This is a genomic window from Pseudomonas sp. JDS28PS106, from assembly GCF_036706555.1.
Taxonomy (GTDB): Bacteria; Pseudomonadota; Gammaproteobacteria; order Pseudomonadales; family Pseudomonadaceae; genus Aquipseudomonas.
On sequence record NZ_JBAJGT010000005.1, the window covers coordinates 73,631 to 96,016 of the forward strand.

Sequence of the window (22,386 nt, forward strand, 5' to 3'; positions counted from 1 at the left end):
GCTCACTGGCCGCCCAGCGGCACCAACCATTGGCCGGACGTGCGGGCCAGGTGAGCGGTCAGCCGGGCGAGCAACTGCCCGCCGTTGCGCCAGTGATGCCAGTACAGCGGGACATCGATGTAGCGATCGGCGACCAGCTCCAGCAGCGCGCCCGGCTGTCGCTGTTCGCGCACTTGCAGCTCGGGAACCAGGCCCCAGCCGAGCCCGGCCTCGATCATGCGAATGAAACCTTCCGATGATGGGCACAGATGATGCTCGAAACCGCCTTCGACCCCAAGTGAAGCCAGGTAGCGATGCTGCAGATAATCGTCCGGCCCGAACACCAGCGCGGCAGAACGCTGCAGCCGCTGGGGCGTAATGCCGTCCGGAAAATTGCGGGCGATGAATGCAGGACTGGCCAGAGCACGATAGCGCATCGCGCCCAACGGCTGGCTACGGGCGCCAGCGACCGGTCGCTCGCTGCCGCACAGACAGGCGGCCACCTCGCCGGCGCGCATCCGCTTGAGGCCCACGTCCTGATCCTCCACAACCAGATCGAGCAGCAGGTGGTGTTCGGCGCAGAAGTCCCCGACCGCCGGCGCCCACCAGGTCGCGAGGCTGTCGGCATTGAGCGCGATGCGCAACCGTTCGGGCATGCCCTCTTCGTCCAGCGCCGGCACCTGGCTCTGCAGGTCACGTTCCAGCAGGCGCACTTGCTGGACATGGTTGAGCAGACGCCGGCCAATCTCGGTCGGCCCCGGCGGCGTGGCGCGGATCAGCACCGGCTGGCCGACACGGGCTTCAAGCAGCTTGATGCGCTGCGACACCGCCGACTGCGACAGACCCAGCACCTGGGCGGCCCGTTCGAAGCCGGCTTGTTCCACCACGGCGGCAAGCGCTGAGAGAAGCTTGTAATCGAACATCAGATTTCCTAATGAGCAATCAGGATTATTGGTTTTTCTTATACAGCTGATACCCGGACAATCGCCACTCTTCTCTCACGTCCGGGCGTCCTTTCATGTGGCAAAGCTATCTCAACGGTTTATTGGTGGCCGCGGGCCTGATCATGGCCATCGGCGCGCAGAACGCCTTCGTGCTCGCCCAGGGCCTGCGTCGCGAGCACCATTTTCCGGTAGCGATGCTGTGCGTTGTCTGTGACGCGGTTCTGGTGGCCGTCGGCGTCTTCGGCCTGGCGAACGTACTGGCTCAGAACCCGACCCTGCTGGCCATCGCGCGCTGGGGCGGCGTGGTTTTCCTCGGCTGGTACGGGCTTCAGGCGCTGCGCCGGGCCTGTTCGACGCAGAGCCTGGAGCAGAACGGCTCGACGGGCGTGCGCTCGCGGCGGGCGGTCCTGCTCAGTGCGCTGGCAGTGACGCTGCTCAATCCTCACGTCTATCTCGACACCGTGCTGCTGATCGGCTCGCTCGGGGCGCAGCAGACTGAGCCGGGCGCTTATGTCGTCGGTGCCGCCAGTGCTTCGTTGCTGTGGTTTTCGGCGCTTGCCCTGGGCGCCGCGTGGCTGGCTCCGTGGCTGGCGCGTCCCGCCACTTGGAGACTGCTGGACCTGATGGTTGCGGCGATGATGTTCGGGGTGGCGGCACAGTTGATCCGAGGCGTCTGACGATTCCCTCAACCAGGCCGCGAAGGCTCTGGAACCTCTATCCCACACAGTTGTTGCGTGGTTAAGCCGCAGGCCCGGTGCTATGATCCCGGGTCTGCGCCGCAAAAAGAGTAAAACTCCCGGTGCATGCTGAATCTGGCCGCCCGTGATCGGCCTTGCGATTACTGCAACTGACCTGAAAGGAGATAGACCATGGCTTTTGAATTGCCGCCGCTGCCCTATGCCAAAGATGCTCTGGCACCGCACATTTCCGCGGAGACACTGGAATATCACCACGACAAGCACCACAACACCTATGTCGTGAACCTGAACAACCTGATCCCGGGCACCGAGTTCGAAGGCAAGACTCTGGAAGAAATCATCAAGACTTCTTCGGGTGGCATTTTCAACAACGCGGCTCAGGTCTGGAACCACACCTTCTACTGGGAATGCCTGGCGCCAAATGCCGGCGGCGAACCTACTGGCGAACTGGCCGAGGCCATCAACGCCGCTTTCGGTTCGTTCGACAAGTTCAAGGAAGAGTTCAGCAAGATTTCCATCGGCACCTTCGGCTCCGGCTGGGGCTGGCTGGTGAAGAAGGCTGACGGTTCCCTGGCTCTGGCCAGCACCATCGGCGCGGGCAACCCGATGACCAGCGGCGACACCCCTCTGCTGACCTGCGACGTCTGGGAGCACGCTTACTACATCGACTACCGCAATCTGCGTCCAAAGTACGTCGAAGCGTTCTGGAACCTGGTGAACTGGGAATTCGTGGCCAAGCAATACGCTGCCTGATTCACGTTTCATCGAAAAAACCCGGCCTGGCGCCGGGTTTTTTTATGCACGGATGTTCTGTATGCGTCATGCATCTGGTGCTTCACCGAAATAGCAGACTAATATCAGTCCCGGCGTGCGGCTCAAGTTCCATGTCCAGGTGTCCGACATAGAAAGATCGCTGCTTTGGCACCCGGAGTGGCCCCCGGAGGTCTATCGCGGAGCGGCCGGCTGATCAAGCTGATGTTCGATGGTGGCAGGGTAATACGTTCCCGATACGGATTAAGGAATGACCATTTGAAGCTGGAGCTCAGGAACAGTCTTTCGATCAAGCTGTTACGCGTCGTGCTGCTGTCCGCGCTGCTGGTAGGCGTGGTGCTCAGCTGCGCTCAGATCGTGTTCGACGCTTACCAGACACGACGCGCCGTCGCGAACGATGCGGGCCGGATCCTGAGCATGTTCCGCGACCCTTCTACCCAGGCGGTCTACAGCCTCGATCGCGAGATGGGCATGCAGGTCATCGAAGGACTGTTCCAGGACAACGCCGTGCGCATGGCGTCCATCGGCCATCCCGACGAAACCTTGCTGGCCGAGAAAGAACGGCCACTGCAGATGACCGGCACTCGCTGGCTCACGGACCTGATTCTCGGTCAGGAACGCACCTTCATCACCCAACTGGTCGGTCGCCCGCCTTTCAACGAATATTACGGCGATCTGCGCATTACCCTTGACACGGCCACCTACGGCGAAGGTTTTCTATTCAGCGCCGTGATCATTTTCGTGTCCGGCGTATTGCGCGCGCTGGCGCTGGGCCTGGTGCTGTATCTGGTCTATCACTGGCTGCTGACCCGACCGCTGTCGAGGATCATCGAGCACCTGGCTCGCATCAACCCCGACCGCCCCAGTGAAAACCTGCTGCCGCCGCTGAAAGGGCATGAGAAAAACGAGCTGGGCGTCTGGGTGGATACCGCCAATCAGTTGCTGGCTTCCATCGAGCGCAACGCCCATTTGCGCCACGAGGCCGAGAACAGTCTGCAACGGCTGGCCCATAGCGATTTCCTGACCGGCCTGCCGAACCGCTTGCGCTTGCAGACCGAGCTGGATCAGATCCTCGACGACGCCGGTCGCGCTCAGCGTCGGGTAGCCGTGCTATGCCTGGGGCTGGACGATTTCAAGGGGATCAACGAACAGTTCAGCTACCACGCCGGTGATCGCCTGCTCCTGGCACTGGCGGACCGGCTGCGGGCCTACAGCGGCCAGCTTGGAGCGCTGGCCAGACTGGGCGGCGACCAGTTCGCGCTGGTCCAGCCACGCATCGAGCAACCTTACGAAGCGGCCGAGCTGGCACAAAAGATCCTCGATGAACTCGAAGCCCCTTTCTCCCTGGGCGATCACCACATCCAGCTGCGCGCCACCATCGGCATTACGCTGTTCCCGGAAGACGGCGACAGCACCGAAAAGCTGCTGCAAAAAGCCGAACAGACCATGACGCTGGCCAAGGCCCGGTCGCGCAACCGCTACCAGTTCTATATCGCCAGCGTGGACAGTGAGATGCGCAGGCGCCGCGAACTGGAAAAGGACCTGCGCGAGGCATTGCCGCGCAACCAGTTGCACCTGGTTTACCAGCCGCAGATCAGCTATCGGGACAACCGCGTGATGGGAGTCGAGGCGCTGATCCGCTGGCAGCATCCGGAGCACGGGATGGTGCCGCCGGACACCTTCATTCCCCTCGCCGAACAGAACGGCACCATCATCGCCATCGGCGAGTGGGTATTGGATCAGGCTTGTCGTCAGCTGCGCGAATGGCATGATCACGGTTTCAACGATCTGCGCATGGCGGTCAATCTGTCGACTGTCCAGCTGCACCATTCGCAACTGCCGCGCGTGGTCAACAATCTGCTGCAGATCTATCGACTTCCCCAGCGCAGCCTCGAACTGGAGGTCACTGAAACCGGCCTGATGGAGGACATCAGCACCGCCGCCCAGCATTTGCTGAGCCTGCGTCGCTCCGGCGCGTTGATCGCCATCGACGATTTCGGGACCGGTTATTCCTCGCTGAGTTATCTCAAGAGCCTGCCGCTGGACAAGATCAAGATCGACAAGAGCTTTGTCCAGGATCTGGTCGAGGATGACGACGACGCTACCATCGTACGCGCTATCATCCAGCTGGGCAAAAGCCTGGGCATGCAGGTGATCGCCGAGGGCGTGGAGACCACCGCGCAGGAAGCCTACATCATCTCCGAGGGATGCCACGAGGGTCAGGGCTACCTCTACAGCAAGCCGTTGCCGGCCCGGGAGTTGCTCGCTTACCTGAAACAACATCAGCGAAGTGGCGTCGCTGTCTCCTGATTTCCACCGAAACGGCCTTGCCGGACGCCTTGTAACCGACTGTTACAACCTCGAAGGTCAGTTTGCCACTTCCTGCGGCCTGCGGCTTTGCATCAAATGAAAATCTTTCGCATCATGTGGCAGCTTTTTGGGGCGCATGCCGCCATCACCTTTTTAGACGCAGGATTCCGTCATGATTCGTATGCCTCTGGCAACCGCAAGTCTGCTGGCCATCGCTATCTCTCTCGCCGGGTGTGGCGAGGAAAAGGACAAGGCTGCCACCCCCGCTCCCGCGCCGGCCGCTGCCCCGGCAGCGCCCGCGGCGGCATCGACAGGTACGGCGCCGGCCGCGGCGGCGCAGGTCAATGATGCAGACGCCCGCGCAGTGGTTGCCAACTACGCCACCATCGTGGCGGCGGTATTCGAGGATGCCGAGAACGGCGCGAAGAAACTGAGCACCGCCGTCGACGCCTTCCTCGCCAAGCCCAGCGACGAAACCCTCAAGGCCGCTCGCCAGGCCTGGCTCGAAGCGCGAATCCCGTACATGCAGAGCGAAGTCTTTCGCTTCGGCAATACGATCATCGACGACTGGGAGGGACAGGTTAACGCCTGGCCGCTGGACGAAGGCCTGATCGATTACGTTGCCGAAGACTATCAGCACGCGCTGGGCAACCCGGGCGCAACCGCCAACATCGTCGCCAACACCGAGATCCAGGTGGGCGAAGACAAGGTCGATATCAAGGACATCACCCCCGAAGCACTCGCCGCGCTCAATGAACTGGGCGGCTCGGAAGCCAACGTCGCGACCGGCTATCACGCGATCGAATTCCTGTTGTGGGGCCAGGACCTGAACGGCACCAATGCCGGCGCCGGCGCGCGCCCGGCCAGCGATTACCTGGAAGGCGCGGGCGCAACCGGCGGCCACAACGACCGCCGCCGCGCCTACCTCAAGGCCGTGACCGACCTGCTGGTCAGCGATCTGGAAGAGATGTCCGGCAACTGGAAAGCCGGCGTCGCCGACAACTATCGCGCCACCCTGGAAGGCGAATCCGGCGAGAACGGTCTGCGCAAGATGCTCTTCGGCATGGGCAGCCTGTCCCTAGGCGAACTGGCGGGCGAGCGCATGAAAGTCGCGCTGGAGGCCAACTCCAGCGAAGACGAGCATGACTGCTTCAGCGACAACACCCACAACTCGCACTTCTATAACGGCAAGGGCATCCGCAACGTCTACCTGGGCGAATACACCCGCACCGACGGCAGCAAGATCAGTGGACCGAGCCTGTCCTCGCTGGTCGCCAAGGTCGACCCGGCAGCCGACAGCACAGTGCGCACCGACCTGGACAACACCCAGGCCAAGCTGCAGGCACTGGTCGATCAGGCGGACAAAGGCCAGCATTTCGACCAGCTGATCGCCGCAGGCAACACCGAGGGCAATCAGGTCGTGCGCGATGCCATCGCAGCCCTGGTCAAACAGACCAGCGCCATCGAGCAGGCCGCCGGCAAACTTGGCATCACCGATCTGAACCCGGATAACGCCGATCACGAGTTCTGATCGATAACATCTCGCTCGTTCCGATCAAGAGGCCGGCCAGCGCAATGCTGACCGGCTTTTTAATGGGCGACACTTTTAGAGGAGGTCTTCCCCTCCACTAATCCGTTGTACTTCGCGACCGGACGGATACCGAAATAGTAACAATACATTGCACCACAGGGTCTAAACGATAATCTCTCCTATTCAATCCTCCCGAGGCTGATAAGCTTGCTCGCCCCGAATTTCGCCTCGTTCCAGGATGTCTATGAGTCTGCGGTCGCGCACGGTCATTGTCCTGCTCATGACTCTGGTCCTGGGCGGGTGTGGCGATGCCCCGCGCTTCACTCAGGCGGAGCCCGGCGAAGCGCTGTCCGGCGGAGAGGCAACGGTTCGACGCAGTGACCAGAATGCCTTTTCCATGCCGTCGGCCAACCTGTCCCCGATGCGGCGTCTGGACTTCAGCGTGGGTAACAGCTTCTTTCGCAACCCTTGGGTGATCGCACCTTCGACCACGACCGCGCGCGACGGCCTGGGCCCTTTGTTCAACACCAATGCCTGTCAAAACTGCCATATCAAGGACGGCCGCGGACATCCGCCGGAACCGGGCGCGGCGAATGCGGTGTCCATGCTGGTCCGGCTGTCGATTCCCGACCATGCCTCCCAGGCCGAGTTCATCAAGCGTACCGGCGTCTTTCCCGAGCCGACCTATGGCGTCCAGTTGCAGGACATGGCCATACCCGGCGTCGTGCCCGAAGGCAAGGTGCGGGTCGAATACGATCCATTGACCCTACGCTTCAGGGACGGCATGACCGTCGAATTGCGCCGTCCGACCTTGCGGATCACGCAGTTGGGTTATGGCCCGATGCATCCTGAAGCGCGTGCGTCCGCGCGCGTCGCTCCGCCCATGATCGGACTCGGGCTGCTGGAAGCGATTCCCGAAGCAGCGGTCCTCGCTAACGCCGATGCGCAGCGTGAATCCGGCACAGGCGTGTCGGGCCGGCCGAACTGGGTCTGGGACGACGTGCAGCAGAAGGTGGCGCTGGGTCGCTTTGGCTGGAAAGCCGGTCAGCCTTCTGTCAATCAGCAGAATGTTCATGCGTTCAGCGGGGACATGGGGCTGACAACCCGCCTGCGGGCGTTCGATGACTGCACGCCGAGCCAGACCGACTGCCTCGCCGCACCCAACGGCAATGGGCCGGGCGGCGAGCCGGAAGTCAGCGACAACATTCTCCGGCTGGTGGAGTTCTACACCCGCAATCTTGGCGTTCCGGCCCGGCGCAAGGTAGACGATCCGCAGGTTCTCGCCGGCAAGGGGCTGTTTTTCCAGGCCGGCTGCAATCAATGCCATACGCCTCGCTTCACCACCCGGGCCGATGCCGCCGAGCCCGAACTGTCCAGCCAGATCATCCGCCCGTACACCGATCTGTTGCTGCACGACATGGGTGAAGGGCTGGCCGACAACCGCACCGAATTTCAGGCCAATGGCCGTGAGTGGCGCACTCCCCCGTTGTGGGGCATCGGCCTGACCGGTCAGGTCAGCGGCCATACCCAATTCCTGCACGATGGTCGCGCGCGCAATCTGCTTGAAGCCATTCTCTGGCATGGCGGCGAAGCCCAGGCCGCGCAGCGTCAGGTACTGGCCTACGATGCCGAGCAGCGCGCGGCGCTGCTGGCGTTTCTCGAATCGCTATGACTTTCTTTCTCAAGCCATAAGGAGCCGGAAATGTTCCGACCCAAGTTGTTGTTCACCAGTCTGGCGGCGCTCGCCCTGGGTGCCTGCGCGCCTGCGGACCCGCAAGCGGTCACCTCGGCGGCCATCGCCGAGAAGGTGATCCTGCCGACCTACAGCCGCTGGGTCGACGCGGACCGACAACTGGCATCCAGCGCGCTTTCGTTCTGTCAGGGCAAGACCGATCTGGAAAGCGCTCGCAACGACTTCCTCAAGGCACAAAAGGCCTGGGCGCAATTGCAGCCGCTGTTGATCGGCCCGCTCGCCGAGGGCAACCGGGCCTGGCAGGTGCAGTTCTGGCCGGACAAGAAGAACCTTGTCGGACGTCAGGTCGAGCAACTGGTCACCGCGCAACCCCAGGTCAACGCCGAAGCACTGTCCAAGGCCAGCGTCGTGGTCCAGGGTCTTTCCGCTTATGAATACATCCTGTTCGACGCTGGCATCGACATGGCCGGCGCGGATCAGAAAGCGCGCTATTGCCCGCTGCTCATGGCCATCGGCGAACGTCAGAAGCAACTGGCCGAGGAGATTCTCCAGCGCTGGAACAGCAATGACGGCATGCTGGCCCAGCTGAGCAAGTTTCCTAACCAGCGCTACGCCGATTCCCACGAAGCCATCGCCGAGCTCTTGCGTGTCCAGGTGACTGCCCTGGACACGCTCAAGAAAAAGCTGGGCACCCCGCTGGGTCGCCAGACCAAAGGCCAGCCGCAGCCGTTCCAGGCCGAAGCCTGGCGCAGCAATGCCTCGCTCAGCAGCCTGGAAGCCAGCTTGCTGAGCGCCGAAAACGTCTGGACAGGCGTGGACAACAAGGGCCTGCGCGGCCTGTTGCCCGCCGAGCAGAAAGCGCTGGCGGACAAAATCGACGCGGCCTACGCTGCCAGCCGCAACCTGCTGTCCGGTCTCAAGCCGCCTCTGGTCGATCTTCTGGCCAATGAAGCCGGCCGCCAGCAGCTCAATGCGTTCTACGACAGCCTGAACGTGGTTCACCGGCTGCATGAAGGCGAGCTAGCCCGAGCCCTCGGCATTCAGTTGGGCTTCAACGCCAACGACGGCGACTGATCAGGAGAACATAGAACATGTTGCGACGTCAGGTAGTGGCCATCGGCAGCCTGTTGCTGAGCGCCTGTACGCTGGGTGGCTGGACGCTGTTTCGCCAGAAAGACCGCAGCCCGCTGCTCTTGTCGGCACGGGACGACGGTGAAGGCGGTCACTTTGCGGTCGGGTACCGACTGGATGGCACCGAGGTCTTCGCCACCCGCGTCGGTCAACGCTGCCATGACATCATCAACCACCCGACCCTGCCTCTGGCGGTGTTCATCGCGCGCCGTCCGGGAACCGAGAGCTACCTGATCGATCTGCGTAACGGGCGCCTGTTGCAGACCATCGCTTCGCGCCCCGACCGGCATTTCTACGGACATGCGGTGATTCACCGTGATGGCGAGTGGTTATATGCCACTGAAAACGACACGACAGATCCGGGACGCGGGTTACTGGGCGTGTACCGCTTCGTCGGCGAACGCCTTGAGCATAGCGGGGAAATATCCACCCACGGGATAGGCCCTCATCAGGTGTCGTGGATGCCGGACGGCGAAACCCTGGTGGTCGCCAACGGCGGTATTCGCACCGAAGCGGAGAGTCGTGTGGAAATGAATCTGGACGCGATGGAGCCAAGCCTGGTGCTCATGAAACGCGATGGCACCCTGCTGAGCAAAGAAACCCTGGCCCAGCAAATGAACAGCGTGCGTCATCTGGCAGTTGCCGGCGACGGTACTGTCGTGGCCGGTCAGCAATTCATGGGGGACGCGCACGAGTCAGCGGAGCTTCTGGCGATCAAGCGACCAGGACAACCGTTCATGGCGTTTCCGGTGGCCGCACAGCAACTGGATGCCATGAATCACTACACCGCAAGCGTCGCCGTTCATGACGAGCTGCGTCTGGTGGCGCTCACTGCCCCGCGCGGCAACCGTTTCTTCATCTGGGACCTGGACAGCGGCGAGGTGAAACTGGATGCGCCCCTGCCGGACTGCGCCGGGGTGGGCGCGGTCAGCGATGGTTTCGTGGTGACCTCCGGTCAGGGCCGTTGCCGGTTCTACGACTGCCGCAAACCGGAGCTGCTCGCGAAGCCCCTCGACCTGCCGAGCGGGCTGTGGGATAACCATTTGCATCTCGCTTGAGTCCTGCCTTGAACGCTGGCGGCCGGCGCCTGAACCGCAGCTGCCGGCGGAAAATCTTTGGACTCAAAACTGACAAAACATATATAACGCTATCTACATATAAGAATAATCAACTATCAACGTAAGAAGTTTCCGAGTTTATTAAGCGGATATCTTTTTCCCGACCGAAATATATAAAAACTTGCATATCCGAGCGGATTTGGAATACTGCGACTAGCCTGAGTTGCGGGCTTCTCCTGCCAGAACTTCCCAAGGATGTGGATCATGTTGCGTCGACGTATGCTGGTCATGCTCGGTGTAGTAGTGCTCGTGGTGCTCGCGCTCGCGGGTTACAAGGCTTTTTCGATTTACCGGCAAATCCAGCAGTTCACGGCACCGAAACCTCCGGTCAGCATCGCAGCGGTCACGGTCGCCAGCCATCCGTGGCAAAGCCGCCTGCCCGCTATCGGGACGCTCAAGGCTTTTCAGGGTGTGGATCTGAGCCTGGAAGTTGCCGGCACGGTCACGGCGCTGAAGTTCGAGTCCGGTCAGCAGGTACGCGCCGGTCAGGTATTGCTCCAGCTAGATAACGATGTAGAGCGCGCAACGCTCGGCACCGCGGAGGCGGATCTGGGTCTTGCCCGCGTGGAATATGGCCGCGGCAGCAGGCTGGTGGGGGACCAGGCCATTTCCAGGGGCGAGTACGACAGGCTCGCCGCACAGTTCAGGAAGGCCGAGGCGACTGTCGCCCAGCTCAAGGCATCGCTGGCGAAGAAGCAGATCGTGGCGCCCTTCGACGGCACCATCGGCATTCGCCAGGTAGACGTCGGCGACTATCTGGCCAGCGGCACCATCATCGCTACGCTGCAGGATACGAGCAGCCTGTACCTCGATTTCTATGTTCCCGAACAGGCGTTGCCGTCACTCTCGGTCGGCCAGCTCGCGCAGGTCACGGTCGCCGCCTGGCCCGGACAATCCTTCCAGGCGACGATCAGCGCCATCAACCCCAAGGTCGATGACGCCACACGCAACCTGCTGGTCCGTGCCACTCTGCCTAATCCGCAGCGCAAGCTTCTGCCCGGTATGTTCGCCAGCGTTCAGGTGCTGCTGCCGGAGAGCCCCGACCGCATCGCGATCCCTGAAAGCGCCATCACCTATTCGCTTTACGGCAATTCGGTCTACGTGATCGTTCCTGGAAAGAACGACAAGGGTGAACCTGAACGGGACGCCCAGGGCGCGCCCAAATGGGTCGTCGAGCGACGTTTCGTGGAAACCGGTGAGCGCCGGGACGGCATGGTCGCGATCGGCAAGGGGCTCGCGGTCGGAGACCGGGTCGTCAGTGGCGGGCAGCTCAAGCTCGACAATGGCAGCCCTGTGGCGATATCCCCGGACCCGCTGGGCACCGGCGGCGCTGATACGCCGCGTGCCGACTGACAGGAGCGTCCCATGGCATTCACAGACCCGTTCATTCGCCGCCCTGTTCTGGCCGCCGTCGTCAGTCTGCTGATCGTTCTGCTGGGTGTTCAGGCTTTTGGCAGCCTGAGCATCCGGCAATATCCGCAGATGGAAAACGCCCTGATCACGGTCACCACGGCCTATCCCGGCGCCAACGCCGAGACCATCCAGGGCTACATCACCCAGCCGTTGCAGCAGAGTCTGGCGAGCGCCGAAGGCATCGACTACATGACGTCGGTCAGCCGTCAGAATTTCTCGGTCATTTCGATCTATGCGCGGATCGGCGCCAATACCGACCGACTCTTCACCGAGCTGTTGGCCAAGGCCAACGAAGTCAAGAACCAGCTGCCGCCGGCCGCTGAAGACCCGGTGTTGAGCAAGGAGGCGGCGGATGCCTCCGCGCTGATGTACATCAGTTTCTACAGCACGGAGCTCAGCAATCCACAGATCACCGATTACATTTCCCGAGTGATCCAGCCTAAGCTGGCCACGCTTCCCGGCATGGCCGAAGCGCAGATCCTGGGTAATCAGGTATTCGCCATGCGCTTGTGGCTGGACCCGGTCCGACTCGCCGGTTTCGGCCTGACCGCCGCGGACGTGACCGATTCGGTGCGGGCCTACAACTACCTGTCGGCTGCCGGTGAGATCAAGGGCGAGTATGTCGTCACCAGCATCAATGCGGCCACGGAGCTGAAGTCCGCCGAAGCCTTTGCCGCGATCCCGCTCAAGACCGAGGGCGACCGTCGCGTCCTGCTCGGGGACGTGGCCCGGGTGGAGATGGGCGCCGAAAGCTACGACTCCATCAGCTCCTTCGATGGCACGCCATCGGTGTACATCGCTGTCACGGCCACCCCCAGCGCCAACCCGCTGGAGGTGATCAAGGAAGTGCGCCGGGTGATGCCGGAACTGGAAAGCCAGCTTCCACCGAGTCTCAAGGTATCCATCGCCTACGACGCGACCCTGTTCATCCAGGCTTCGATCAACGAGGTCGTCAAGACCCTGGCTGAAGCGGTGCTGATCGTCATCGTGGTGGTGTTCCTGTTTCTCGGCGCATTCCGTTCGGTGCTGATACCGGTCATCACCATCCCGCTGTCAATGATCGGCGTCCTCTTCTTCATGCAGTTGATGGGCTATTCGATCAACCTGTTGACCCTGCTTGCCATGGTTCTGGCCATAGGCCTGGTGGTGGACGACGCCATCGTGGTCGTGGAGAACATTCATCGCCACATCGAAGAAGGCAAGACACCCCTGGAGGCGGCGCTGCAAGGCGCCAGGGAAATCGCCATGCCGGTCGTATCCATGACCATCACCTTGGCCGCGGTCTATGCACCTATTGGCTTCCTGCAAGGACTCACTGGCGCACTCTTCAAGGAATTCGCGCTGACGCTGGCCGGCGCGGTGATCATTTCCGGAATCGTCGCGCTGACGCTGTCGCCCATGATGTGCGCGTTGCTGCTGCGCCATGAGCAGAACCCAAGCGGTTTCGCCAGCCGCCTCGATCACCTGTTCGAACGCTTGAAGAACCGCTATAGGCGCATGCTGAACGGCACCCTTGAAACGAGGCCTGTGGTGCTGGTGTTCGCGGCGATCGTCCTGTGCCTGATTCCCGTGCTGCTCATGTTCACGCGTTCGGAACTCGCCCCGGATGAAGACCAGGGCATTATCTTCATGATGTCGACCTCTCCGCAGCCCACGAACCTGGACTACATCAACGCTTACACCGATCAGTTCACCGCGATCTTCAGGGACTTCCCCGAATACTATTCGTCGTTCCAGATCAACGGATTCAACGGCGTGCAGACCGGGATCGGCGGGTTCCTGCTCAAGCCCTGGGATGAGCGCAACCGGACGCAGATGGAAATCCTCCCGGACGTGCAGATACGGCTGGCGCAGATTCCCGGCCTGCAGATATTCGGCTTCAACCTGCCGTCACTGCCTGGCACCGGCGAAGGGCTGCCCTTCCAGTTCGTCATCAATACGCCCAACGACTATCCGGCGCTGCTGGAGGTGGCGGAACGGGTCAAAAAGCGCGCCGAGGCGTCCGGCAAGTTCGCGTTCATGGATATCGATCTGGCATTCGACAAGCCAGAGGTGGTCGTGGAAATCGACCGGGCCAAGGCCGCGCAACTGGGCGTTTCCATGCAGGACGTGGGCGGCACCCTGGCGACGCTGCTCGGTGAAGCAGAAATCAACCGGCTCACCATCGAAGGTCGCAGCTACAAAGTGATCGCTCAGGTCGAACGGCCTTATCGCGATAACCCCGGGTGGTTGAACAACTATTACGTTAGAAACAAGGAAGGCCGGTTGCTGCCGCTTTCGACGCTGATTACGGTCAGCGACAGGGCCCGCCCTCGTCAACTGAACCAGTTTCAACAGCTCAATTCCGCGATCATCCAGGGTTTCCCTGTCGTCAGCATGGGGGAAGCCATCGAAACGGTCCGCCAGATCGCCATCGAGGAAGCACCAGCCGGTTTCGCTTATGACTACGCGGGCGCCTCGCGGCAATACGTGCAGGAAGGCAGCGCGCTGTGGGTCACGTTCGGCCTGGCGCTGGCAATCATCTTTCTGGTGCTGGCCGCCCAGTTCGAAAGCTTCCGGGACCCTCTGGTGATCCTGGTAACGGTGCCGCTGTCGATCTGCGGCGCGTTGATCCCGTTGTTCCTGGGTGTTTCGAGCATGAATATCTATACCCAGGTGGGGCTGGTGACGTTGATCGGACTGATCAGCAAGCACGGCATTCTGATCGTCGAGTTCGCCAATCAGCTGCGCCAGGAAAAAGGTCTTTCAGCGCGCCTTGCCGTGGAAGAGGCCGCCGCCATTCGCTTGCGCCCGGTCCTGATGACTACGGCGGCGATGGTATTCGGGATGGTGCCGTTGATCCTTGCAAGCGGAGCGGGTGCGGTAAGCCGCTTCGATATAGGTCTGGTGATCGCAACCGGCATGTCGGTGGGTACGCTGTTCACGCTGTTCGTGCTGCCTTGTGTCTACACGTTGCTGGCGGCGCGGGAAACAACTTCGAGCGGACAGACTGCAGAAGACCTGGACCAGGCTGACAGGATATGAGGGCTGCATAATGGAGCAGGGCTGCGTGGCAGCCCGTCGCGGGAGAGCCGGGTGTCGCCCCGGTTGTTCATGCTCGATAACGCAGGCGCAAAGATCAGTTCTTCGTACCTGTTCCCTGTGCCAGGCTATACATGAGCAGCAGCAGGTCATGATCAGGTTTGATGACCTGCTCAGCCTTGGCGACCCTCGGCATAGGACAATTTCCTTCACCATGCTCCGCACTCAGGATCCTGGGAGAAGGCTGCTGCCATGCCGCCACGGCTGCCGTCGTCGTCGCCAATGCCCCAAGCAGGAACAAACCTCTAGCAATTTCGAGCTTCATTACTCTAAACCTTTGATAGCGCTGCCAAACGCCGCTTCATAAAAGTAGACCAGTTTTTTCCAGTCTGCGTCGATGAATGACGAGTGGCGCCTGAGCTGCTTCATGTCGTGCTGGGCTGCGCCAAATGCGGTCCACCTGCGGCGACCTTTTTCAAGGTCCAGCAATGCTATGTGCGCCCTAGCCTCACCGCCCTCTTCGGTGACGCGTATGAATATGTGCTTGCTGTACAGGCAACTGTGCTGCCAGCGTCCCAGATGCATACGCGCCAGCGTGAGCGCCACTTCCTTGAGAACCTGTTCCCAGAAAAGTTCCCCGTGGCGCTCTCGCCCGCCAGCGGTACACCATTTGTCCAGTTCTTCGTAGCCGTCCAGAGCGGCTGTCACCAGCAGGCCTCGCCACTCGTTGTTTTCACCGCGTTCGGCGCCGCAGAACACCACTTGGGGAACCGGTACGTCCAGCCGGCGCAGGCCTTCGAGCGCATCCCGCTCGCGCAATACTGTCGGACGGCCAAACGGATGCAGCCAGCTGCGGTAGATATGCCCCGTCTGACGCTTGCTGTACAGGATCTGCCCATCACTGGTCGTGACCCTCTGTACACCGCTTTCGCCACCCCGACGCAGGTTAGGCGGTTCGACCCATTCGCCTCGCTGATCCCAGAATTCCGTGAAGCGCCCTCCTCCTTGGGCCTCCGTTGATCGAGGTGCCGCCGCCTGAACGTCCATCCGCTTACCTTTTGCGCAATATATAAACTCGCCACAGGGCGTAGAGTGGCAGGAAATCCAAATGCTTCTGGACGCTGAAACCTGCCTGTTCGAATTCCGATTCCACGGTTGCAGCCGGTAACACAAATCGATTCTGGTAACTTTCTTGCCCACCTTCACGCACGCGCCGCTGTTCGAGACGCTTGCGTTTCCAGGCTTTGAAATTCCCGTCGACCCACAGCGATACGACCACGCTGTCTCGCGTGACCCTGTGAAACTCCCGCAACAGAGCCATTCGGTCGCTCGACTGCCCAATGTGGTGCAGCAGGCGCATGCAGAAGATGCCGTCCACCGCGTTGGCCGGCAGGTCGATTGCGAATGCTGATGTCTGCAAAGGCTGTACCCGTTTGACCACCTCCGGGTCATTGGAGCGACAAGCGACCTCGATCATGGCCGGCGAGTAGTCTGCCCCGATAATGCTTCGGTTTGGTTTTTCCGCCAGAAGCGGCCAGAAACGACCCGCGCCACAGGGCAAATCAAGTACCAACCCTGGATCGCCCGCCAGACGCAACGCTTTGCGGGCCAGTTGCTCATCGCGCTGATGAGACAGCCTGCGCCAGATTCCGTTCTGGTGCTTCTGCTGATATTGAGCGGCGTGCTGCCGATCATATTTGCTGGAGAATTCGAGTTCGATGCGCTTGCCCATGGGAGCAGCTCCTGATTCAGACGCGCATCAAAATATTCTCGCAACTGTCATCGTCAGGTCATCGGCAGGTGAAAAAAGCGTTGTGAATCCGGGTGATGCATCGGCGACCCACATGCGCAACTGATGGCAGCGCCTGTTGATCGCCGGTCTTTCTCGATCTGTTTACGCCGCTCGTTCAAGGAGCGGACAGACGCACCTCAGCTCCGCGCGGTCTCGAGTCTTACCTTGAACCGGCAACCATTGGGTTCGCGCGGCGTGAGATTCACGCTCCAACCCTGATTCGCACAGATTCGTTGTACCAGCGAGAGGCCTAGCCCCAGGCCCTCACCCCGCTGCTCATTACCTCGCACGAAAGGCTCGAACATGGCCTCGCGCTTCTCCTCCGGAATGCCGACGCCGCTGTCTTCGACCATGAATCCGTCTTCGTAGAGTGTCAGGGCGATGAAACCATCGTCGGTGTAGTGCAGCGCGTTACGCAGCAGGTTGCCCATGACCGCATGCAGGAAGGTCGCGTTGTAGCGGGCGTCCGACGGATGGCCCGCTTCCTCCTTGAATATCAGTTGCAGCCCCTTGGCCTCGATGGGGCCTCGCCACTGGGAGACCAGTTGCTCAGCCACCCCACCCAGCGTAGCGCTCGGCGTCATGGCTGGGTCCTCGCGCTGGGTCCGGGCGAGCATAAGGAAGGTCTGCACTAGATCACGCATTTCTTCACAGGCTCGCGCAATGCGCTCGACCTGTTTGCGCGCGCGCTGATCCAGCGCCGGATTTTCCAGCAGCAGTTCGCAGGAACTGGCGAGCACCATCAATGGCGTACGTAACTCGTGGCTGACGTCACTGGTGAACATTCGCTCGCGAATCAGCGCCTGCCGCAGACGACCCAGGGTCGCGTCGAACGCCACGGCCAGCTCGCCCACTTCATCGGCCGCGTAATCCGGAGCCAGGGGCGGCGCCAGCCCTAGCAACTGATCACGATGCCGCACCTGACGGGCGAGACGCACGACGGGCGCCATTACGCGACGGGCCAGCACCCAGCCCAGGAAGACGGCCAGCGCGAGAGCCAGTACGAACCCGACCAGCACGACGGCGAACAGCACGCGTTCGCGCTCTTCGAAATCACTCTGGTCCTGCAACAGTGCGTAATGACGTCCATCGACCACCCCGACCATCGCGTGGTACGACAGATCGCCCCGGAACACCTCGTGAAAACCGGGTTGCAGGTGACGCACGTCCTGGGGCAGGTCGAAGTCGCCCGGCCCGCCGCTGAAATAGAACAACTGATCAGGCCTGGGTCGGTGGCTCCAGTCGCTGACACTGTCCATCAGCATCAGGCGATTGAGGTCGCCGCCCAACTGAGCCGAGATCAGCCTCTCCTCGACCAGATGCACCGTGGAAATGATCCCCATTGCGAAGGATCCGGCTACCAGTGCGCTCATCAATGCAAAAGCGATGATGATCCGCTGGGCAAGGCTTTGCTTAAACTCCATCCCGGCCCTCGGCCAACCGATAGCCTACGCCATGTACGGTTTGCAGCAGCGGCTTGGGAAACGGCTTGTCGATCACCTGGCGCAGCTGGTGAACGTGGCTGCGAAGGCTGTCACTGTCGGGGCAGTCGTCCCCCCACAAGGCTTCTTCGAGGATTTCCCGTCGCAGGACGTGCGGACTCTTCTGCATCAACACTGCCAGCAGTTTAAGACCGACGGGGTTGAGCTTGAGCATCCGTCCGTCACGGGTCACTTCGAGCGTGTCCAGATCGTAGACCAGATCGGCGACCTGCAAGGTGCGTCGCCCGCCCCCTTGGGCGCGACGCAAGACCGCTTCGATCCGCGCGGCAAGTTCGGACAGTGCGAATGGTTTGAGCAGATAGTCGTCGGCACCGGAGCGGAAACCCTGTAGCCGATCGTCCAGCTGATCGCGGGCCGTCAGCATGATCACCGGCGTGTCGCGGCGCGCGTCTTCGCGCAGGCGCTTGCACAGCGTGTAGCCGTCGATCCCGGGCAACATGATGTCGAGCACGATCAGGTCGTAATGCTCCGTGGCCGCCAGATGGAGTCCGGACAGGCCGTCCTGGGCGCAGTCGACCGTATAGCCTTTCATGCCCAGATAGTCGGCCATGTTCGCCAGGATGTCGCGGTTGTCTTCGACCAGAAGAATTCGCATGGGGCACTCTCGTATGCAATTGAGGCTGGCGCACTTTAAGACGAAGCGCGCGTGAGGGCCAGCACCTATCGGTTCGGGGTGTCGTATTTATCGCCAGCAAGCTGGCTCCTCAGGCCCGTGTAGGAGCCAGCTTGCTGGCGATAACGCTTGAATAAATAAAATGAAATAAAAAAACCCCGCGCAAGGCGGGGTTCTTTTTTGTCGCTGAGGGTAAAGCCGGCTTACATCATGCCGCCCATACCACCCATGCCACCCATGTCAGGCATGCCACCAGCAGCTGGCTTGTCTTCAGGGATGTCAGCGATCATCGCTTCGGTGGTGATCATCAGACTGGCGATGGAGGACGCCGCCTGCAGAGCAGAACGAGTCACCTTGGCCGGGTCCAGGATACCCATTTCGATCATGTCGCCGTATTCGCCGGTAGCAGCGTTGTAACCGAAGTTACCCGAACCCTGCTTGACCTTGTCGACCACTACGCTTGGCTCGTCGCCGGAGTTGGCAACGATCTGGCGCAGAGGACCTTCTACCGCGCGACGCAGCAGAGCGATACCGACGTCCTGATCGGCGTTGTCGCCTTTCAGACCTTCGATGGCCTGCAGCGAGCGAACCAGCGCTACGCCACCGCCAGGCACCACGCCTTCTTCGACGGCCGCACGGGTAGCGTGCAGGGCGTCTTCAACGCGGGCTTTCTTCTCTTTCATTTCGACTTCGGAACCGGCGCCGACCTTGATCACCGCAACACCGCCGGACAGCTTGGCCAGACGCTCTTGCAGCTTCTCTTTGTCGTAGTCGGAGCTGGTGTCGCCGATCTGCTGGCGGATCTGAGCGATGCGCGAGTCGATATCGGATTTCTCACCGGCACCATCGATGATGGTGGTGTTTTCTTTGTTCAGCACGACGCGCTTGGCGTTACCCAGGTGCTCCAGGGTAGTGCTTTCCAGGCTCAGACCGATCTCTTCGGAGATGACGGTACCGCCAGTCAGGACAGCGATGTCCTGCAGCATGGCCTTGCGACGGTCGCCGAAACCTGGCGCCTTGACAGCAGCGACCTTGACGATGCCGCGCATGTTGTTGACGACCAGAGTCGCCAGCGCTTCGCCTTCGACGTCTTCAGCGATGATCAGCAGAGGACGGCCAGCCTTGGCGACTGCTTCCAGAACCGGCAGCATTTCGCGAATGTTGGAGATCTTCTTGTCAACCAGCAGCAGCAGCGGGCTGTCCAGCTCGGCCACCATGGTGTCCGGCTTGTTGATGAAGTAAGGGGACAGGTAGCCGCGGTCGAACTGCATGCCTTCCACGACGGACAGTTCGTTCTCCAGACCCGAACCTTCTTCAACGGTGATGACGCCGTCTTTGGTCACTTTTTCCATGGCTTCAGCGATGATGTCGCCGATGGAATTGTCGGAGTTCGCGGAAATGGTGCCGACCTGGGCAATTGCCTTGGTGTCGGTGCAAGGCTTGGACAGCGACTTGAGCTGAGCGACGATGGCAACGGTGGCCTTGTCGATGCCGCGCTTGAGGTCCATCGGGTTCATGCCGGCAGCGACGGCTTTCAGGCCTTCGTTGACGATGGCCTGAGCCAGAACGGTAGCGGTGGTGGTACCGTCACCGGCGTCGTCGTTCGCACGGGAGGCAACGTCTTTGACCAGCTGCGCGCCCATGTTCTCGAAACGATCTTTCAGTTCGATTTCCTTGGCGACCGATACACCGTCTTTGGTGATCAGAGGAGCGCCGAAGCTCTTCTCGATAATGACATTACGGCCTTTTGGGCCCAGGGTCGCTTTAACCGCGTCAGCCAGGACGTTTACGCCGGTGAGCATTTTCTTGCGGCCGGAATCGCCGAATTTAACTTCTTTAGCAGCCATGATCATTATTCCTTGAATACTTTGTAGTAACGGAAATCAGTCGGGGAGCACTCAGCCTTCGACGACAGCGAGGATTTCGTTCTCGCTCATCACCAGCAGGTCTTCGCCGTCAACTTTCACAGTGTTGCTGCCGGAATAAGGGCCGAACACTACTTTGTCACCCACTTTCACGGCCAGCGCACGCACTTCACCGTTGTCCAGCACGCGGCCGGTACCCACAGCGACGATTTCGCCACGGTTAGGCTTTTCAGCAGCCGAACCTGGCAGCACGATACCGCCGGCAGTTTTCGTTTCTTCTTCGCTGCGACGGATTACGACGCGGTCATGCAGAGGACGAAGCTTCATTGTCGATCTCCTGATTATGTTTTTTGACGCCGGGTGACAGCACCGGCGGGTTTAAAATCCGGCCTGGCCGGTTACGGTTCGACGAGCGAACCGCAGAAAACGGTCTGGCGCCTCGGCCAGAAACCTTGCGGTGACCCATACATAAGGGCGTGCCTGACTATTACAAGTGCGCACCAGAAAATTTTTTACTTTTCACCCGTGCCGAAAACAGACACGGCACCCTGGGGGTGCCGTGTCGGTTCAAGCGACTATGGGTTACTTGTCGCGATGCTCGGGGTTACTTGTCGCGATGCTCGAATTCGCCTTCGATGACATCCGGCTCGCGGGTCGGCTGGTGAATAGCGTCGGGACGGTACGCATGACCGGGATTGGCATGGGTCTGCTGGTCGTCGGCAAAGGCGCGCTGGCGCACGGCCTGGTCTTCGGCACGCTTGCGCAGCTTGTCGACCAGTACTCGGCGGGTAAATGGCAACAGGCACACGACACCCAGCAAATCACTGATGAAGCCGGGCAGCAGCAGCAATCCGCCGCCCACCGCGACCATCAGTCCTTCAAGCATTTCCCGTGCGGGCAGTTCGCCTCTGGACAGACTTTCGCGCGCGCGCAACGCGGTCGCGAAACCGGCTATGCGCATGACGAAAAAGCCCAGCACTGACGTCGCCAGCACCATCAGGAAGGTCCAGAAAAAGCCCACGGACATCCCGACGCGCACCAGCACGAACAGTTCAAGCACCGGAAACAGTAGAAAAAGCAGCAAAAAAACACGCATCAAATCAGTTCCTCAGCGGAAGAATGCCTTCCAGTAGACCCTAAGTGATGTCGGAAAGTCGTTAAATCAAGCTTCCCGCTCATCTATGGCTGGCCAGATCGTAGCGTGAGCCAGCGCCACCAGTGCTTCGCGCACTTGTTTCGGTGTATTGCAGGGCTCGGAAAACGCCAGCCAGTGAATACTCTGGCCGATGAGCAGGTGCATGCCTTCGCTGTCGATCCCGACCATCTGTGCGGCCTGTGTCTGCGGCAGCCCGGTCAGCGCAACGTAGTGGGCGATAGCCTTGGCGTGGTCATTGTTCATGTGCTCGACCATGCCGGTCTCGACCGCGCCAGCAAAAGGATTGGCCAGCGCTACGTCATCAAGCCAGTGGATCGCGCCGAAACCGCCGATATAGCGATAGCGCACAGGTTCCAGCACCCAGAAGTCGAAATCGTGGGCGGTGTGGTAGCTCTGCGATTCGGGGAAGAAACGGTAGTAGCGCAACGCTGCGTCTTCTACCGCTTGCGGGTCGGTCAGCTTGCGGGCTTCGGCCATCACAGTGACCCGCCCTACCGCCTGCACGTCGACGGCCTCGCGCTCGCCCACCAGCATCGAGCACTTGGGGTCCTGGGCCAGGTTATGAGTGTGCTGGGCGATACGGCTGATGAGGATCAGTGGCCTGCCCTGCCCGTCCAGGCAATACGGGACGACCGAGCCGAAGGGAAAACCCGGCATCGACTTCGAATGGGTGGACAACACACCACGATATTCATTGAGCAACAGTGCTCGGGCTTTGGCAGAGGCTTTCGCGCTCATGGAGGGGCTCCTGGACGGGTGGTCAGCGGATGGAAGACGCACGCCGGGAAAAGGCATATAACGTGCTCTGGCCACGGCCTTGCACGAGCATGACGCCGGCAATGCCGTGAT

The 22,386-nt window shown here is 61.0% G+C and carries 19 protein-coding genes; 9 read left to right on the top strand and 10 right to left on the bottom strand.

Features of this window, described 5'->3' with window-relative positions; translation table 11 throughout:
* Nucleotides 1–2 precede the first annotated feature (2 nt).
* A complete protein-coding gene (locus tag TRP66_RS09635) occupies nt 3–902 on the bottom strand; it encodes a LysR family transcriptional regulator ArgP (RefSeq protein WP_333401407.1) in 900 nt (299 codons plus the stop codon).
* A 95-nt stretch (nt 903–997) separates the two neighbouring features.
* Here TRP66_RS09635 and TRP66_RS09640 point away from each other — a divergent pair, with 95 nt between their 5' ends.
* The 9 genes from TRP66_RS09640 to TRP66_RS09680 all read left to right on the top strand — a co-directional run bounded on the left by TRP66_RS09640 (nt 998) and on the right by TRP66_RS09680 (nt 14,612).
* Nucleotides 998–1,600, top strand: a complete 603-nt coding sequence (locus TRP66_RS09640; RefSeq protein WP_333401408.1) for a LysE/ArgO family amino acid transporter — start codon at nt 998–1,000, stop codon at nt 1,598–1,600.
* Nucleotides 1,601–1,792: 192 nt separating this feature from the next.
* Nucleotides 1,793–2,374: a superoxide dismutase [Fe] gene (sodB, locus tag TRP66_RS09645; protein WP_333401409.1), complete on the top strand. Its 582-nt coding sequence runs from the start codon at nt 1,793–1,795 to the stop codon at nt 2,372–2,374.
* 276 nt (nt 2,375–2,650) lie between these two features.
* Complete coding sequence (locus TRP66_RS09650) at nt 2,651–4,702, top strand: putative bifunctional diguanylate cyclase/phosphodiesterase (protein WP_333401410.1); 2,052 nt, start codon at nt 2,651–2,653, stop codon at nt 4,700–4,702.
* A gap of 172 nt (nt 4,703–4,874) precedes the next feature.
* A complete protein-coding gene (locus TRP66_RS09655) occupies nt 4,875–6,233 on the top strand; it encodes an imelysin family protein (protein WP_333401411.1) in 1,359 nt (452 codons plus the stop codon).
* A 244-nt stretch (nt 6,234–6,477) separates the two neighbouring features.
* Nucleotides 6,478–7,905, top strand: a complete 1,428-nt coding sequence (locus TRP66_RS09660) for a di-heme oxidoreductase family protein (protein WP_333401412.1) — start codon at nt 6,478–6,480, stop codon at nt 7,903–7,905.
* 30 nt (nt 7,906–7,935) lie between these two features.
* Entirely contained in the window at nt 7,936–9,000 is a 1,065-nt protein-coding gene (locus TRP66_RS09665) for an imelysin family protein (protein ID WP_333401413.1), read from the top strand.
* 17 nt (nt 9,001–9,017) lie between these two features.
* Complete coding sequence (locus TRP66_RS09670) at nt 9,018–10,115, top strand: DUF1513 domain-containing protein (RefSeq protein ID WP_333401414.1); 1,098 nt, start codon at nt 9,018–9,020, stop codon at nt 10,113–10,115.
* 264 nt (nt 10,116–10,379) lie between these two features.
* On the top strand, nt 10,380–11,528 hold the full coding sequence (locus TRP66_RS09675; protein WP_333401415.1) for an efflux RND transporter periplasmic adaptor subunit: 1,149 nt from the start codon (nt 10,380–10,382) through the stop codon (nt 11,526–11,528).
* A 12-nt stretch (nt 11,529–11,540) separates the two neighbouring features.
* A complete protein-coding gene (locus TRP66_RS09680) occupies nt 11,541–14,612 on the top strand; it encodes a multidrug efflux RND transporter permease subunit (RefSeq protein WP_333401416.1) in 3,072 nt (1,023 codons plus the stop codon).
* 94 nt (nt 14,613–14,706) lie between these two features.
* Here TRP66_RS09680 and TRP66_RS09685 read toward each other — a convergent pair whose 3' ends face one another.
* The 9 genes from TRP66_RS09685 to TRP66_RS09725 form a co-directional block, all read right to left on the bottom strand.
* Nucleotides 14,707–14,934 carry a hypothetical protein gene (locus TRP66_RS09685; RefSeq protein ID WP_333401417.1) on the bottom strand — a complete coding sequence of 76 codons (228 nt, stop codon included), beginning with the start codon at nt 14,932–14,934 and terminating at the stop codon, nt 14,707–14,709.
* Nucleotides 14,934–15,656 (bottom strand): lipopolysaccharide kinase InaA family protein, encoded by a 723-nt coding sequence (locus tag TRP66_RS09690; protein ID WP_333401418.1) that lies wholly within the window; start codon nt 15,654–15,656, stop codon nt 14,934–14,936. The genes TRP66_RS09685 and TRP66_RS09690 overlap by 1 nt, the downstream gene beginning before the upstream one ends.
* A 4-nt stretch (nt 15,657–15,660) precedes the next feature.
* On the bottom strand, nt 15,661–16,341 hold the full coding sequence (locus TRP66_RS09695) for a class I SAM-dependent methyltransferase (RefSeq protein ID WP_333401419.1): 681 nt from the start codon (nt 16,339–16,341) through the stop codon (nt 15,661–15,663).
* A 197-nt stretch (nt 16,342–16,538) separates the two neighbouring features.
* A complete protein-coding gene (locus tag TRP66_RS09700) occupies nt 16,539–17,825 on the bottom strand; it encodes a sensor histidine kinase (RefSeq protein ID WP_333401420.1) in 1,287 nt (428 codons plus the stop codon).
* Nucleotides 17,815–18,498: a two-component system response regulator ColR gene (colR, locus tag TRP66_RS09705; protein ID WP_125831543.1), complete on the bottom strand. Its 684-nt coding sequence runs from the start codon at nt 18,496–18,498 to the stop codon at nt 17,815–17,817. The genes TRP66_RS09700 and colR overlap by 11 nt, the downstream gene beginning before the upstream one ends.
* Nucleotides 18,499–18,719: 221 nt before the next feature.
* On the bottom strand, nt 18,720–20,363 hold the full coding sequence (gene groL / locus TRP66_RS09710) for a chaperonin GroEL (RefSeq protein ID WP_333401421.1): 1,644 nt from the start codon (nt 20,361–20,363) through the stop codon (nt 18,720–18,722).
* A 51-nt stretch (nt 20,364–20,414) separates the two neighbouring features.
* The gene (locus tag TRP66_RS09715) at nt 20,415–20,708 is read right to left on the bottom strand and encodes a co-chaperone GroES (protein WP_003304675.1); all 294 of its coding nucleotides are present in this window, start codon (nt 20,706–20,708) and stop codon (nt 20,415–20,417) included.
* A 277-nt stretch (nt 20,709–20,985) separates the two neighbouring features.
* Nucleotides 20,986–21,477, bottom strand: coding sequence for an FxsA family protein (locus TRP66_RS09720; protein WP_333401422.1), 492 nt, complete (start codon nt 21,475–21,477; stop codon nt 20,986–20,988).
* 66 nt (nt 21,478–21,543) lie between these two features.
* Nucleotides 21,544–22,275: a HugZ family pyridoxamine 5'-phosphate oxidase gene (locus TRP66_RS09725; protein WP_333401423.1), complete on the bottom strand. Its 732-nt coding sequence runs from the start codon at nt 22,273–22,275 to the stop codon at nt 21,544–21,546.
* Nucleotides 22,276–22,386: the final 111 nt, after the last annotated feature.